The 15,718-nt window shown below is 72.6% G+C and carries 8 protein-coding genes and 1 rRNA gene; 3 read left to right on the top strand and 6 right to left on the bottom strand.

The window, feature by feature from the left end:
• Positions 1-34: 34 nt before the first annotated feature.
• The 4 genes from ACIOFR_RS22115 to ACIOFR_RS22100 all read right to left on the bottom strand — a co-directional run bounded on the left by ACIOFR_RS22115 (position 35) and on the right by ACIOFR_RS22100 (position 9,428).
• Complete coding sequence (locus ACIOFR_RS22115; protein WP_400999826.1) at positions 35-931, bottom strand: helix-turn-helix domain-containing protein; 897 nt, start codon at positions 929-931, stop codon at positions 35-37.
• Positions 932-1,171: 240 nt separating this feature from the next.
• Positions 1,172-3,850, bottom strand: a complete 2,679-nt coding sequence (locus ACIOFR_RS22110) for a DNA translocase FtsK (protein WP_400999824.1) — start codon at positions 3,848-3,850, stop codon at positions 1,172-1,174.
• A 185-nt stretch (positions 3,851-4,035) separates the two neighbouring features.
• Complete coding sequence (locus ACIOFR_RS22105) at positions 4,036-4,668, bottom strand: two-component system response regulator (RefSeq protein WP_400999822.1); 633 nt, start codon at positions 4,666-4,668, stop codon at positions 4,036-4,038.
• 263 nt (positions 4,669-4,931) lie between these two features.
• A complete protein-coding gene (locus ACIOFR_RS22100; protein ID WP_401000002.1) occupies positions 4,932-9,428 on the bottom strand; it encodes a HAMP domain-containing protein in 4,497 nt (1,498 codons plus the stop codon).
• Positions 9,429-10,023: 595 nt separating this feature from the next.
• Between ACIOFR_RS22100 and ACIOFR_RS22095 the strand changes: the two genes are divergently transcribed.
• The 3 genes from ACIOFR_RS22095 to ACIOFR_RS22085 all read left to right on the top strand — a co-directional run bounded on the left by ACIOFR_RS22095 (position 10,024) and on the right by ACIOFR_RS22085 (position 14,660).
• Positions 10,024-12,579, top strand: coding sequence for a SpoIIE family protein phosphatase (locus ACIOFR_RS22095; RefSeq protein WP_400999820.1), 2,556 nt, complete (start codon positions 10,024-10,026; stop codon positions 12,577-12,579).
• 371 nt (positions 12,580-12,950) lie between these two features.
• Complete coding sequence (locus ACIOFR_RS22090) at positions 12,951-13,505, top strand: acetate uptake transporter (RefSeq protein ID WP_400999818.1); 555 nt, start codon at positions 12,951-12,953, stop codon at positions 13,503-13,505.
• Between the two features lie 213 nt (positions 13,506-13,718).
• On the top strand, positions 13,719-14,660 hold the full coding sequence (locus ACIOFR_RS22085) for a SecDF P1 head subdomain-containing protein (protein ID WP_400999816.1): 942 nt from the start codon (positions 13,719-13,721) through the stop codon (positions 14,658-14,660).
• Here the strand turns inward: ACIOFR_RS22085 and ACIOFR_RS22080 are convergent.
• Both ACIOFR_RS22080 and rrf read right to left on the bottom strand, forming a co-directional pair.
• Positions 14,626-15,570, bottom strand: a complete 945-nt coding sequence (locus tag ACIOFR_RS22080) for a phosphatase PAP2 family protein (RefSeq protein WP_400999814.1) — start codon at positions 15,568-15,570, stop codon at positions 14,626-14,628. The two genes, ACIOFR_RS22085 and ACIOFR_RS22080, sit on opposite strands and share 35 nt — an antisense overlap.
• A 62-nt stretch (positions 15,571-15,632) precedes the next feature.
• Positions 15,633-15,718 (bottom strand): 5S ribosomal RNA (gene rrf / locus ACIOFR_RS22075); the annotation flags it as partial.

Below are 15,718 nucleotides of genomic sequence, written 5' to 3'. Positions count from 1 at the left end.
CGCGTTGATCGTCGGGCCTTCGCGGCCCCTCGGGTCAGCCCGCCTGCGGGTCCCCGGGGGTGTAGGTGAGATGCACCACCTGCCCGTCCGTCCCGGCCGGACCGAGGTCCTTGCCGTTGACGTACACGTGGACGGCGCCCGCGTTGCCGATCACCAGGGTGATCTTCGCGGGGTCGGTGAAGGTCTGGTCCTGGCCGGTGTCCAGGTTGTTGGAGAACAGCGACTTGCCCTTGCCGTCCTTGGCCGTGACCCAGCTCTTGCCCTTCTCGGCGACCAGCTTGACGGTCACCTTGTCGACCGGGGCGGCAGCGATCGCCGCCGGGGCGCTGGAGGCCGGGGCGGGCGGCTGGGCGGAGGCGGTGACCGGGGCGGCCGCGGTGCTGGGCAGCGGCTCGCTGGCGGCGCCGGCTCCGGCGTCCGCGGAGCCGTCGGAGAAGAGGTTGAAGCCGATCAGGGCGACCACCGCGGCGATCGCCAGCATCATGGCGGCGGTCCAGTTCGGGCGCCGGTGGTCGGTGACCTTGATCGGGCCGGTGTCGAGCAGCTGGGTGGCCCGCTGCGGGCCGGGGGCACCGCCGTGGGCGGCGTCGTACCGCTTGACGAGCTGGTCGCCGTCGACGCCGACCGCACGGGCGAGGGCGCGGATGTGGCCGCGGGCGTAGACGTCGCCGCCGCAGCGGCTGAAGTCGTCCTCCTCGATGCCGTGCACGATCGGCACCCGGACCCGGGTGGCGACGCTGACCTGGTCTACCGTCAGCCCCGCGTCGATCCGGGCCTCCGAGAGCACCCGGCCGATGCTCGGCGTCTCGGCGGCGGACGGTTCGCCCACGGACGGCTGCGGCGCCGGCTGGCCGGACCCGGTCTGCCCGGGAACGGCACTGGACGCGGAGGAGCCGTGGCTGCCGCGACGAGGGGACTTGCCGATGGTCACTGGGCGCGCCTTTCGAGCGTTGGCCACCTGCTGAGAAGACAGTCTAGGGGCGGGGCCGGAACGTTTCTCAAGCGGACGGGCCCGAACGGGCACGCCGGGCCCCCTCCGCTGACGAACGGTCAGCCCGACCGGGTGGGCCGAGCGTCCGTGCCCGGATGGACGCCCTGTCGCCTGCCCCGGTTCCGGCCGACCACACTGCTCCGAACGAGGTTCCTCCGAACGGGTGGAACGGGCCGCCGCTCACCCCCGGAGGGTGATCAGGACCCCGTCCAGTTCGTCCGGTTTGACCAGCACGTCACGGGCCTTGGAGCCCTCGCTCGGCCCCACGATCCCACGCGACTCCATCAGGTCCATCAGCCGCCCCGCCTTGGCGAAGCCGACCCTCAGCTTGCGCTGGAGCATCGAGGTCGAACCGAACTGGGTCGAGACGACCAGCTCGGCCGCCTGGATCAGCAGGTCCAGGTCGTCGCCGATCTCCTCGTCGATCTCCTTCTTCGGCCCGCCGCCGACCGTGACGTCGTCCCGGTAGACCGCCGACATCTGGTCCTTGCAGTGCTGGACCACCCTGGCGATCTCCGCCTCGGTGACGAAGGCGCCCTGCATCCGGACCGGCTTGCTGGCGCCCATCGGCAGGAACAGCGCGTCGCCCTTGCCGATCAGCTTCTCGGCGCCGGGCTGGTCCAGGATGACCCGCGAGTCGGCCATCGCCGAGGTGGCGAAGGCCAGCCGGGACGGCACGTTGGCCTTGATCAGGCCGGTCACCACGTCGACCGAGGGCCGCTGGGTGGCCAGCACCAGGTGGATGCCGGCCGCACGGGCCAGCTGGGTGATCCGGACCACCGAGTCCTCGACGTCGCGCGGGGCGACCATCATCAGGTCGGCCAGCTCGTCGACGATCACCAGCAGGTACGGGTACGGGGTCAGCTCCCGCTCGCTGCCGAGCGGCGGCTGCACCTTGCCCGCGCGCACGGCCGCGTTGAAGTCGTCCACGTGCCGGAAGCCGAAGGCCGCCAGGTCGTCGTAGCGCAGGTCCATCTCGCGCACCACCCACTGGAGCGCCTCGGCGGCCTTCTTCGGGTTGGTGATGATCGGCGTGATCAGGTGCGGGATGCCCTCGTACGCCGTCAGCTCGACCCGCTTGGGGTCGACCAGGACCATCCGGACCTCGTCCGGGGTGGCCCGGGCGAGGACCGAGGTGATCAGGCAGTTGATGCAGGAGGACTTGCCGGCGCCGGTGGCACCGGCGACCAGGATGTGCGGCATCTTGGCGAGGTTGGCCATCACGGTGTGGCCCTCGACGTCCTTGCCCATGCCGACCACCATCGGGTGGTCGTCCTCGGCCGCGGCGCGCGAGCGCAGCAGGTCGCCGAGGTTGACCATCTCCCGGTCCCGGTTCGGGATCTCCACGCCGACCGCCGACTTGCCGGGGATCGGGCTGATGATCCGCACGTCCGGGCTGGCCACCGCGTACGCGATGTTCTTGGCCAGCGCGGTGATCCGCTCGACCTTGACCGCCGGGCCGAGCTCGACCTCGTAGCGGGTGACCGTCGGGCCGCGGGTGAAGCCGGTGACCCGGGCGTCCACCTTGAACTCCGCGAACACGCCGGTGAGCTGGGCGACCACCTCGTCGTTGAGCCTGGAACGGGCCTTGGCGGGCGCGCCGTGGTCCAGCAGGTCCAGCGGCGGCAGGGCGTACGTGATGTCGCCGGCCAGCTGGAGCTGCTCCATCCGCACCGGCGCCGGGCCGTGGCCGTCGGGGGCCCCGGCGCTGCGGGCGGACGGCACGGCCGGCTCCTCCGGCGGGGCGGTGCGGTCCTGCACCTGGTGCATCATGCTGGCCACCGCAGGGGAGGCCGGCACGCCGTACAGCAGGGCGCCGTCCAGGTCGGCGGCCACTCCGGCCGCGAGGTCCCTGGTCTGGTACGGGTCCTTCTCGAAGGAGAGGGGCTCCGGCTCGTCGGCCGGCTCGGCCTTGCGGCGTCGGCGGCCGCGGCGGCGGGAGAGCTCGTCGGTGTCGGTGCCCTCGATGGTGAACGGCAGCGCGTCGGGGTCGGCGTCCTCGGGCGGCTCGGTGGAGAACTCCCGGCCGGCCGCGGCGCCTTCCGCGTCCGCGGAGGCCCCCGCCTCCGCGGCGGTCGGCTCGACCACGCCGAGGCGCACGCCGAGGCCGCGCAGCCGCTCGGGGATCCGGTTGACCGGGGTGGCGGTGAGCACCAGCAGGCCGAAGAAGGCGACCAGCAGCAGCAGCGGGACGGCGAGCGGCGGCCCGGCGGCGGCCATCATCGGGGTGGACGCGGCCCAGCCGAGGATGCCGCCGGCCTGCCGTATCCTGGTCGCCCCGCTGCCCATGCCGGGCGCACCGCAGCCGATGTGCACCAGGCCGAGGACACCGACCACCAGGGTGCTCAGGCCGATCAGGATCCGCCCGTTGGCCTCCGGGAGTTCGGGGTGCCGCATCAGCCGGACGGCGACGGCAACGAGCAGGAACGGCACCAGCACGTCGAGGCGGCCGAAGAGTCCGGAGACCACGTTGGTCGCCACCTCGCCCAGCCAGCCCTGCGGGCTGAACCAGGTGCCCGCCGCGGTGACCAGGCCGAGCGCCAGCAGCAGCAGCGCCAGGCCGTCCTTGCGGTGCGCCGGGTCGAGGTTCTTGGCACCGTCACCGAAACCGCGGAAGACGGCTCCGACGCTGTGTGCGAGCCCGAGCCAGACGGCGCGCACGGCGCGGAAGAGTATGGGGCGCGGCGGGGGCGGGGCGGGCGCGGGCGCGGGCTTGCGCGCCGGCGCCTTCCGGGCCGCCGGAGCGGCCTTCTTCGCCGCGGGAACGGCCTTCTTCGCGGGTGCCTTCCCGGCCGGCGCCTTCTTGGCCGGCCCGGGCTTGGGGTTGCGTGCCGCGCTGCCGGGCGTACGTGTGGCCATGGGTCAGCAGCCTACCGGCGGCCGGGACGGGTGCCCATGCCCGGACCCCGTCGCGGGGCACGTGTCGCCGAACACCTGCTCGCCTGACGGCAGGTCAGCGGATCCGCCGTCACGGCCCTCCGGGGCCGCCGTCCGCACCGCGTCGGCGACCGGAGCCGCCGGGAGTGCGAGGGGTGGTGCGGCGCTCAGTTCGCGCCGGGGCGCATCGCGTCGAGCGCCCGGCGCAGGCCGGCCAGCTTGCGCTCCAGGTGCGCGGAGGACGCGGCCGCGCCGGGATCGGCGGCGTCGTCCAGCTGCTTGGTCAGCGCCTCGGCCTGCTCCTCGACCGCGGCCAGCCGGGCCGAGAGCTCGCCCAGCAGCGCACCGCCGAGGCTGGCCGCCTCGCCCGACTCCAGCTGCAGGCGCAGCAGTGCGGCCTGCTCCTTGAGCTGGCAGTTCTTCATGTAGAGGTCGACGAAGACCGACACCTTGGCGCGCAGCACCCACGGGTCGAAGGGCTTGGAGATGTAGTCCACCGCGCCCGCCGCGTAGCCGCGGAAGGTGTGGTGCGGGCCGTGGTTGATCGCGGTCAGGAAGATGATCGGGATGTCCCGGGTGCGCTCCCGGCGCTTGATGTGGGCGGCCGTCTCGAAGCCGTCCATCCCGGGCATCTGGACGTCCAGCAGGATGACCGCGAAGTCGTCCGTCAACAGCGCCTTGAGCGCCTCCTCACCGGAGGACGCCCGGACCAGCGTCTGGTCCAGCGCGGACAGGATCGCCTCCAGTGCCAGCAGGTTCTCCGGCCGGTCGTCCACCAGGAGGATCTTCGCCTTCTGCACCTGGACCCGCCCTCCTGCCGCTTGTCTTCCGAGGGACGGCACCCGCGTGCCGCTCACCACTGCCCCGGTCATGCTAGCCGTACCCCCTCGCCCGCCACATCGCTTGGCGCGATCCGGCCGATAGCCGCCCCGGGGAAGTGCCGCGTCCGGCGCAGGCCGCACTGAGCGTCGTGTCACCATCCGGTCACCGTTCGCAACGATGGGTGACACTACAGCGTTCCCGGCCGGGGCCGCCAGTGTCGACCGTCGGGCGGCCCCCGCCGCTAGCCGACCGCCAGGAACTGGCGCATCACCGCCAGCAGGGTGTCGGCCTCCACCGGCTTGGTGACGTGCGCGTTGGCGCCGGCCGCCAGGCTCTTCTCCTTGTCGCCCTTCATCGCCTTCGCGGTCAGCGCGATGATCGGCAGGCCGGAGAACTGGGGCATCCGCCGGATCGCCTCGGTGGTCGCGTACCCGTCCATCTCGGGCATCATGATGTCCATCAGCACCAGGGCGACGTCCTCGTGCTGCTCCAGCACCTCGATGCCCTCGCGGCCGTTCTCGGCGTACAGCACGGTCAGCCCGTACTGCTCCAGCACGCTGGTGAGCGCGAAGACGTTGCGGATGTCGTCGTCGACGATCAGGACCCGCTCGCCGTCGAACCGGCCGTGGAACTGCGCCGGCCCGCCGGTCCGCGCGGAGGCCTCCGACTGCTGGGGCAGCGGCGGCTCGACGGTCCGGGCCGAGCGCCGGCGCTCGGCGGCGCCGCGCCTGCGCTCCTCGGCCAGTTCGCGGACCTCGTGCGCCCAGTGGTCCGCCAGGTTCTCGCCCACCGGCACCGGGGTACCGGCCGGGGTCACCCCGACCGCGGCGCGGACCGGCAGCGGCGACGGGCGGTCCGCCACCGCGTCCGGGGCCTCGGTGCGCAGCGGCAGGTACAGGGTGAAGGTGGAGCCGCGGTGCAGCTCGCTCTCGACGTGGATCTCACCACCGAGCAGGCGGGCGATCTCCCGGCTGATCGACAGCCCCAGCCCGGTGCCGCCGTACTTGCGGCTGGTACCGCCGTCGGCCTGCTTGAAGGCCTCGAAGATCTCCCGCAGCTTGTTGCCGGGGATCCCGATGCCGGTGTCGGAGACGGAGAACGCGATCAGCGCCTCGTCCGGGTCCGCGATCGCCTCGGCCTCCAGCAGCATCTCCCGCACGTGCTGGGGGACGTCCGCCCCGGCCGGCCGGATCAGCAGCTCGACGGCGCCGGAGTCGGTGAACTTGACCGCGTTGGAGAGCAGGTTGCGCAGCACCTGCTGGAGGCGCTGCTCGTCGGTGTGCAGGGTGGCCGGCAGGTCCGGCGAGACCCGGACGGCGAAGTCCAGGTTCTTGTCCGCGGCCAGCGGGCGGAACGCGGCCTCCACGTAGTCGACCAGCTGGACCAGCGCGATCTTGGCCGGGCGGACGTCCATCTTGCCGGCTTCGACCTTGGACAGGTCGAGGATGTCGTTGATCAGCTGGAGCAGGTCGGAACCGGCGCCGTGGATGGTCTCGGCGAACTCGACCTGCTTGGCGGAGAGGTTGCCCTCGTTGTTGTCCGAGAGCAGCTTGGCCAGGATCAGCAGCGAGTTGAGCGGGGTCCGCAGTTCGTGCGACATGTTGGCGAGGAACTCGCTCTTGTAGCGGGAGGCGAGGGCCAGCTGTTCGGCGCGCTCCTCCAGGATCTGCCGGGCCTCCTCGATCTCGCTGTTCTTGATCTCGATGTCGCGGTTCTGCTGGGCGAGCTGCTCGGCCTTCTCCTGGAGCTCCTCGTTGGTGCGCTCCAGCTCCTCCTGGCGGGCCTCCAACTCGGCCGACCGCATGGAGAGTTCGGCGGTCAGCCGCTGGGACTCCAGGAGCAGGCCCTCGGTCTTGGTGTTGACGCTGATGGTGTTGACGGTGACGCCGATCAGGTCGGCGATCTGGTTCAGGAAGTCGAGCGCGACGGCGGTGAAGGAGCTGAAGGTCGCCAGCTCGATCACGCCCAGCAGCCGGTCCTCGAACAGCACCGGCAGGACCACCAGGTGGGACGGCGAGGCCTCGCCGAGCCCGGAGGCGATCTTGAGGTACCCCGGCGGGGTCTCCCTGACGATGATCGAGCGCTTCTCCACCGCGGCCTGGCCGATCAGCCCCTCGCCGGGCCGGAAGGTGGTCGGCATCGAGCGCCGGTTGTAGCCGTAACTGCCCAGCAGCCGCAGGACGGTGTCGTTCTCGTCGTCGTCCTCGGTGATCAGCTCCGCGGTCCGGCCGGCCGGCTGGGACAGGAAGAAGGCGCCGTGCTGGGCCGAGACCACCGGGGTGAGCTCGTTCATGATCAGCGAGGCGACGGCCTCCAGGTCCCGGCGGCCCTGCAGCAGACCGGACATCCGGGCCAGGTTGGTCTTCAGCCAGTCCTGTTCCTTGTTGGTCCGGGTGGTCTCGCGCAGGTTGGCGATCATCTGGTTGATGTTGTCCTTGAGCTCGTCGAGCTCGCCGGACGCGTCCACGTCGATCCGCAGGCTGAGGTCGCCCCTGGTCACGGCGGTGGCGACCTGGGCGATCGCCCGCACCTGCCGGGTCAGGTTGTTGGCCAGCTCGTTCACCGACTCGGTGAGGTCCTGCCAGGTGCCGGCCACCCCGGGCACCCGGGCCTGGCCGCCGAGCCGGCCGTCGGTGCCCACCTCGCGGGCGACCCGGGTGACCTCGTCGGCGAAGGCGCCCAGCTGGTCGACCATGGTGTTGATGCTGGTCTTGAGCTCCAGGATCTCGCCGCGGGCGTCCACGTCGATCTTCTGCGACAGGTCGCCGCGGGCGACGGCGGTGATCACCAGGGCGATGTTGCGGACCTGCCCGGTGAGGTTGTTGGCCATCAGGTTGACGTTGTCGGTCAGGTCCTTCCAGATCCCGGCCACGCCCGGCACGTTCGCCTGACCGCCCAGGATGCCGTCGGTACCGACCTCGCGGGCCACCCTGGTCACCTCGACGGCGAACGACGAGAGCTGGTCGACCATGGTGTTCAGGGTGCCCGCCAGCGCGGCCACCTCGCCCTGCGCCTCGATGCTGATCTTCTTGGAGAGGTCACCGCTGGCCACCGCCGAGGCGACCTCGGCGATGTTGCGGACCTGGCTGGTCAGGTTGGACGCCATGAAGTTGACGTTGTCGGTCAGATCGCGCCAGATGCCGGACACCCCGCGCACCCGGGCCTGACCGCCGAGAATGCCCTCGGTGCCCACCTCGCGGGCCACCCGCGTCACCTCGTCCGCGAACGCGGACAGCTGGTCGACCATGGTGTTGACGGTGGTGACCAGCTCGCGGATCTCGCCCTTGGCGTCCACGGTGATCTTCTTGGAGACGTCGCCCCGGGCCACCGCGGTGGTCACCTCGGCAATGTTGCGCACCTGGCTGGTCAGGTTGTTCGCCATCAGGTTGACGCTGTTGGTCAGGTCCTTCCAGGTGCCCGACACCCCCGGCACGCTCGCCTGGCCGCCGAGGATCCCCTCGGTGCCGACGTCCCGGGCCACCCGGGTGACCTCGTCGGCGAACGCGCCGAGCTGGTCCACCATGGTGTTGATGGTGTTCTTCAGCTCCAGGATCTCGCCCTGCGCGTCCACCTGGATCTTCTGCGAGAGGTCGCCCTTGGCCACCGCCGTGGTCACCTGGGCGATGTTGCGCACCTGGTTGGTCAGGTTGTTGGCCATCGAGTTGACGTTCTCGGTCAGGTCCTTCCAGACCCCGGCCACGCCGGGCACCTGCGCCTGACCGCCCAGGATGCCCTCCGTCCCCACCGCGCGGGCCATTCTGGTCACCTGTTCAGCGAAGCCCGAGAGCTGGTCGACCATCGTGTTGATGGTGTTCTTCAGCTCCAGGATCTCGCCGCGCGCATCGACCTCGATCTTGCGCGAGAGGTCGCCCTTGGCCACCGCCGTGGTCACCTCGGCGATGTTGCGCACCTGCGCGGTCAGGTTGTTGGCCATGAAGTTCACCGAGTCGGTGAGGTCGCGCCACACACCGGCGACACCCGGCACCTGGGCCTGACCCCCGAGGCGGCCCTCGGTGCCCACGTCCCGGGCGACCCTGGTCACCTGCGCGGCGAACGAGTTGAGCTGGTCCACCATGGTGTTCACGGTGTTCTTCAGCTCCAGCATCTCGCCGGCCACGTCCACCGTGACCTTGCGCGAGAGGTCGCCCTTGGCCACCGCCGTGGTCACCTCGGCGATGTTGCGCACCTGCGCGGTCAACCGGCCGGCCATCGTGTTCACCGAGTCGGCCAGGTCCTTCCAGCTGCCCGACACGCTCCTCACCCGGGCCTGACCGCCGAGCTTGCCCTCGGTGCCGACCTCGATGGCCACCCGGGTCACCTCGTCGGTGAACTCCGAGAGCTGGTCCACCAGTCCGTTGACCGTCCGGCCGACCTTCAGGAACTCGCCGCGCAGCGGGTAGCTCGCCCCGGTGGTGTGGACCGAGCGCAGCTCCATCCGCTGGTCCAGGTCGCCCTCGGCGATCGAGGTCAGCACCCGGCCCACCTCGGCCATCGGCCGGGCCAGGTCGTCGATCAGCGCGTTGCAGTTGTCGACCGCCGCCATCCAGGCGCCCTCGCCGACCCCCATCTCCAGCCGCTCCGACAGCCGCCCCTCCCGGCCGACCGCCCGCCGGACCCGGGCCAGCTCACCGGTGAGGTGCTGGTTGCGCTCCGCGACCTCGTTGAACACCGCGGCGATCTCGGCGAGCACGCCGTCCCCGGGGAAGGTCAGCCGGCGCCGGAAGTTGCCGTCCCGCATCGCGGTCAGCGCCGTCAGCAGCCGGCGCAACTCGGCCGGTTCCGCCCCGCGGTTGGGGTTGGCGCGGCGCCCGGCGACCCCGCGCGCAGGCGTCGCGGCCCGGCCGCCGCGCTCGGCGGCCGAAGTCGTACCGGTAACGTCCTTGGTCGCCGAACTCAACGGGGCCCTCCCACATCGTGACGGTTCAGTACCGCTCGGAGAACAGGCACCGGGCCCGCTCCGAACACCGCAGCGGGGCTGCACAGAGCCACCGGTGCCGCTTCGACCGTACTGCGCCGAACGGACACCGCGGACTCCCCAGTCTGTCAGCACCGGCGCCAGGTGTCCGGCCGGTTGCACAGGGTCGTTGCCGACCCCTCGCAAAAGTCGTGGGGAGAATCACCCTCAGGCGCCGGATTCGGCTCCCGGCCCCCACAGCGTGCCCGGCGGAAAGTAGGGTGGACCGCTGCACCGGATCCCGTGCCGCGTACCGATCGCCCACCGGCGGCCGTCCCCCGGGGCGCCCGGCCGTGGACGAACCGGCACCGGACGACCCCGGACGGGCAGCGGGCACACACCGGGCCGACAGCCGGACCAGAGCAGAGGAGACGTGGCAGTGGTCACCGCACGCGCAGCCGCCACCTTCGAACCGGTCGGCCGGTCGGCCGCCGCCGCCCGCGGCTTCGTCCGCGAGGCGCTGCTCGGCTGGGGACTGCCCGAGGTCGTCGACGACGCGGTCGTCCTGGTGAGCGAGCTGGTCACCAACGCCGTGGTGCACGCCGGCACCGCCGCCGAGGTCTGCTGTCTGCGCGAGGGGGAGACCCTCAGGATCGAGGTCACCGACCGCCACCCCGAACGCGGCCTGCCCGCCTTCGCCAACGTGCCCGTCCCCGCTCCCGAGAGCTACGCCGACCCCGACGGCGAGGGCGGCCGCGGACTGCTGATGTGCTCGGCGCTCTCCGAGTGCTGGGGCGTCGAGTACTCCTCCGGCCGCAAGACCGTCTGGTTCCGCCTCGCCCTGCCCGCCCGGGTCCGCGGCACCCGGTACGCGCTGCCCAGCGTCCCCGGCGGCGAACTCCCCGACACCGACGGCCCGGTGCGCGTCGCGGTGGTGCAGATCGACGACCTCGGCCTGGTCAGCTCCTGGAACGCCGACGCCGAGGCGCTGTTCACCCACACCGCCGACCAGGTCCTCGGCCGGCCCTGGTCCGAGTACGCCTGCTGGCCCCCGTCCAACGGCGCCGGCCTGCGGCTGGCCGACACCCTCCGGATGGCCCGCTGGGAGGGCGGCTTCGGCGTCCGGCGCCCCGACGGCACGCTGGTGGACGTGTACGCGCTCCAGGTCCGCCTGCGCGACACCCACGGCACCCCGTCCGCGCTCTGCCTGCTCGTCCGCGAGGACGACCGCGCCGTCCTGCGCTCCCCCGCCGGCGCGGCCGACGTCCCGGCCGCCGTCGAGCCCCTCGACCTGCTGGTCGGCGCCGTCGCACCGGACGACCTCGGCGGGCTGCTCCAGCGCATCGTCGACCGCGCCCGCGACCTGCTCGACGCCGACGCCGCCTACCTGCTGCTCACCACCGAGGACGAGACCGAGTTCGAGGTCCGCGCCGCCACCGGTCTCGCCGCGGCCGCCCGGCGCTTCGTCCGGATGCCGATCGAGTCCGGCGCCGCCCGCTTCGACTCCGACCGGCTGCCGGCCGTGCACGAGGACCTCTCGGTGCGACCCACCGTCGCCCCGCTGCTGGCCGGCACCGGGATGCGCTCGCTGATCACCGTGCCGCTCAAGGTCGAGGGCCGGCTGACCGGTTCGCTCGGCGTCGCCGCCACCGGCCCCGGCCGCTACGACAACGAGGACGCGCTGCGCCTGCAGTTCGCCGCCGACCGGATCGCGCTGGCCCTGGAGAGCGCCCGGCTGAACGAGCTGGAGCGCCGCCGCCGCGGCGCGCTCTCCTTCCTGGTCGAGGCCTCCGAACTGCTGGCCGGCACCCTGGAGCACGAGCAGACCCTGGCCCTGATGGCGCAGATGGCCGTGCCCACCCTGGCCACCTGGTGCGCCGTGTACACCACCGGCGAGCAGAGCGGCGGCGCCGACCTCGCGTTCGTCCTGCACGAGGACGAGGACCGGATCGACCCGCTGCGCGCCCTGCTCGACAAGACCCCCGCCCCGGACGCCGGCCCGGCCCCGGGCGCACGGTTCTGGACCGCCCCCGCCGAGACCGCCCGCGCCCTCGGCCAGGCCGACGGCCCCGGGCTGTACGGCATGCTCGGCGAGACCGTGGTCCTGCCGCTGGCCGCCCGCAACCGCGTGATCGGCCTGCTGGTCCTCGGCGTGGCGACCGGCGCCCGGTTCCGCCAGGAGATCCTCGAACTCGGCGAGGACCTCTCCCGCCGGGCCGCCCTGGCGATGGACAACGCCCGCCTCTACTCCGAGCGGACCGCCACCAGCCAGGCCTTCCAGCGCGCCCTGCTGCCACCGGAGTTGCCCAAGATCCCGGGCGTCGAGGTCGAGGTCTTCTACCAGGCGGCCGGCGAGGGCAACGAGGTCGGCGGCGACTTCTACGACATCTTCCCGATCCGCGAGGGCACCTACGGCTTCGCCATCGGCGACGTGTGCGGAACCGGGCCCGAGGCGGCCTCCGTCACCGGCCTGGCCCGCCACTCCCTGCGGCTGCTCGCCCGCGAGGGACTCAGCGCGCCGCAGGTGCTCAGCCGCCTCAACGCCGCCATCCTCGACGAGGGCCCGCGCTCCCGCTTCCTGACCCTGCTCTACGGCGAGCTCACCCCGCGCGAGGACGGCAGCACCCTGCTCTCCCTGGTCTGCGCCGGACACCCGCTGCCGCTCCGGCTGCGGACCGACGGCCAGGTGGACGCCGCGGCCACCCCGCAGCCGCTGCTCGGCGTGATGGACGAACTCGACCTGACGGCCGAGGAGTTGGTGCTCTCCCCCGGCGAGGTGCTGCTCTGCGTGACGGACGGCGTCACCGAGCGCCGGGAGGGCAGCCGGATGCTCGGCGACGACGGCCTGGCCGAAGTGCTGACCGGCTGCACCGGCCTGACCGCCGGCGCGGTGGCGGCCCGGGTGCAGCGCGCGGTCGAGCGGTTCGCCCCGGAGCCGCCGTCCGACGACATGGCCATCCTCACCCTGCGCGTCCCGGGCCAGCGCCGGCCCTGACGCGGTCGCCGGCCTGACGGGGTCGCCGGCCTGGCGGGGTCGCCGGCCTGACGCCGCGTCCGGCACGGGGCGACCGGTCAGACTCGTTCAGCAACTGCCCAACCGTCGCCGCCCTACAGCTGACGACTGTACAAATTGTGAGATTCACAAGGGTACAAGCTGCTGCGGCCGGGTACACCGGAGACACCGGGGGATTCCCCCCGGAGGGGACATCGACCAGCACCTGACCTGCTGGTTCATCACTCGGTCGCAGCCGCCCGCACGCCTCTTCCGTGCGCCCGCGGCGCGGCTTCGCGCACCCACTTCGCACCATCCTCACCTTCACCGGACATCTGCCGATCATCGGCGCCCAGAAGTGAAAGGAGCCTCCGGTGAGCAATGAAGCCTCCGGGGCGAACGCCCGATCCGACGACGCGGGTCCGCTCGGCTACCTGGCCCTCGGTCTGACCCTCCTCGCAACCGGCCTGCTGTCCACCGGCATCCTCAGCGGGACCGGCGTCAAGGACGCAGCCTCCGTCGCCCACCTGGTGGGCGGCCTGACCCTGTTCATCGCCGGCCTCTGGCAGTTCCGGGGCGGCGACCGCTTCACCGGTACCTCCTTCGCCGGGCTCGGCGCCTTCTGGGCCACCTGGTCGGCGGGCGCCGGGGCGAGCAAGAACGCCGCAGGCCTGTTCCTGCTGCTCTGGGCCCTGCTGGCACTGACCCTGACGCTCGCCGGATGGCAGGGCGGCCTGTTCAACCGCCTCGTCTACGGCCTGCTGACGCTCTCGCTGGCGCTCAACGCCATCGCCACCTTCGGCAGCACCGACGGGCTCGGCAAGGTCTCCGGCTGGCTCGCCGCCGCCTCCGGCCTCGCCGCCTGGTACTGGGCCACCGCGACCCTCACCAACAGCGGCTGGGCCAAGGCGGTCCTGCCGCTGAAGTGAGCAGCCCTTCCCGGTACGTCGGGCCGAGCCTCCTGCGGGAGTGCCCGGCCCCTCGCCGTTCCCGGGCCTCCGTGGTCCCGGGCCGCCGCCGTGTTCCCGGGTGGCCGCCGTCCCACCTCCCGCAGCCGCGCCACCCCTGACGGGTCGTCACGGTTGCGTCACGCCGGTGCACAACCCGGCGGCGCCGTCCGACCCGGCTGCGAGACTCGGGCCATGACAACGGCTTCCCCGACGGCTCCTGCGACGGCCGCCGCACCGCGGCACCGAGTCCCGCGCGCGGCGCCCGCCCTCGCCCTCGCGCTCGCCCTCGCGCTCGCCGGACTCGCACTCACGGCCTGCTCGTCCCCGGACAGCACACCGCCCGTCCCGGCCGGCCACACCACCGTCGTCTTCACCCCGGCCCAGACCCTGGACGACACCCAGCTCCAGCAGGCCGCCGACCTGCTGTCGGCCCGGGCCGGCCGGCGCGGCCTCAAGGACGTGCGGACCGACATCGCCGACGGCACCGTCACCGTGACCGTCGCCGGACACGTCGGGGACCAGCTCGCACCGCTGGGCAGACGCGGCGCGGTGGACTTCCGGCCCGTCCTCGCCCTGCTTCCGGCCGGCGCCGACGTGAACGCCGGTGCCGCTGCCGGCGCCCAGGGGACGGTGCCCGCCGACCTGCTCCAGCAGTTCGACGCCCTCAGCTGTGCCGCCCAGGCTCCCGACCCGCGCGTCCGCCGCGCCCTGTCCTCCGCGTCGACCCCGTCGGTGGCCTGCGGGCGCGACGAGGAGCAGGGGCAGCGGTACAAGTTCGCCCTCGCCCCGGTGGCGGTGAAGGGCGCCGACATCGCCACGGCCGAGAGCGCCTACGACCGGCAGAGCGGCGGCGGCTGGCAGGTGCAGCTGACGTTCAACAGCGCCGGCTCGGCGGCCTTCTCGGCCACCACCGCCGAACTTGCCACCCGGCCCGCGCCCACCAACCAGTTCGCCATCGTGCTGGACGGCCAGGTGCTGTCCCACCCCTACGTCGCCACGGCGATCACCGGCGGCGCCGCCGTGATCTCCGGCAACTTCAGCGAGGACGACGCGAAGGGCCTCGCGGCCTCGATGGGGACCGGCGTGCTGCCGGCCGAGCTCACCCCCGCCGATCCCCGGGAGACGGACTCCTGAGCACCGCTCCGGGGTCGTTCCGGTCCGCTCCGGGGTCGAGCCCGGCAGCGCCCGGGTCGAGTCGGCGGTCGGCTCCCGTCCACGACGGGACGGGTTCCTCGCCCCCGGCCGACCCGCCTCCCGGTCCGGGTTCCTGGCCCCAGCCGGAGAAGGCGTGCTGGACCAGGTAGACGACCAGCAGCAGGGCGACCGCCACCAGGCCGTCCGCCCAGAAATGGTTCGCCGTCACCACGACCACCACCACCGTCACGACCGGGTGCAGCAGCACCAGCCACCGCCAGGGCCCGCGGGCGACCAGGACGACCGCCACCGCGACGATCACGCACCAGGCCACGTGGACGGACGGCATCGCCGACAACTGGTCCGGCACCACCCCCGCCACGGCGCCGCCGTACACCGACTGCCCGTACTGCGCGGCGACGTCGACGAATCCGTTGGCCGGCAGCATGCGGGGCGGCGCGACCGGGATGAACTGGATCAGCAGGCAGGCCCCGGTGCTCAGCACCACCGTGTTCCGCACCCACCCGTACCGGTCCCGGTGCCGGAGGAACAGCCACAGCAGCAGGACCAGCATCACCCCGAAGTGCATGGTGGCGTAGTAGTAGTTGGCCGCCTGCATCAGCCATGGATGCGGCATCGCCGCGCGCTGCCACGCCACCTCGTCGGGAAGACCGAACGACACCTCCGTCCGGTGGATCCACTCGGCCCGGTCCAGTGCGTGGTCGGTGCTCATCAGCGACAGGTGCCCGACCAGCTGCCACAGCGTGAACAGCGCCAGGAGCGTGCCCGCCTCCCTCAGCACGGCCGCGGCCGTCCGCGCCCGGCCGGCCCGGTGGACCACGTACGCCGAGCCGAGCAGCGCCCCGGACACGACGGCCGAGGTCTGCCAGGTGAGGGTCAGGTTCTGCATTGGCGAAGGTTAACGCAGAAAGCCCCCCACCTGGGAAGGTGGGGGGCTTTCTGTGAAAGATTGTTCGGCGGCGTCCTACTCTCCCACAGGGTCCCCCCTGCAGTACCATCGGCGCTTTGAGGCTTAGCTTCCGGGTTCGGAATGTAAC

This window comes from Kitasatospora sp. NPDC088346, from assembly GCF_044740765.1.
Lineage (GTDB): Bacteria > Actinomycetota > Actinomycetes > Streptomycetales > Streptomycetaceae > Kitasatospora.
The sequence above is the reverse complement of the archived record's forward strand: the minus strand, read 5'-3'. Positions and strand labels throughout refer to the sequence as shown.

Bases quoted from the DNA above. Each gene is read 5' to 3' on its own strand.
- ACIOFR_RS22100 (WP_401000002.1), bottom strand. From the start codon at position 9,428: ATGCGGGACGGCAACTTCCGGCGCCGGCTGACCTTCCCCGGGGACGGC.
- ACIOFR_RS22080 (WP_400999814.1), bottom strand. From the start codon at position 15,570: ATGCAGAACCTGACCCTCACCTGGCAGACCTCGGCCGTCGTGTCCGGG.
- ACIOFR_RS22085 (WP_400999816.1), top strand. From the start codon at position 13,719: ATGACAACGGCTTCCCCGACGGCTCCTGCGACGGCCGCCGCACCGCGG.
- ACIOFR_RS22110 (WP_400999824.1), bottom strand. From the start codon at position 3,850: ATGGCCACACGTACGCCCGGCAGCGCGGCACGCAACCCCAAGCCCGGG.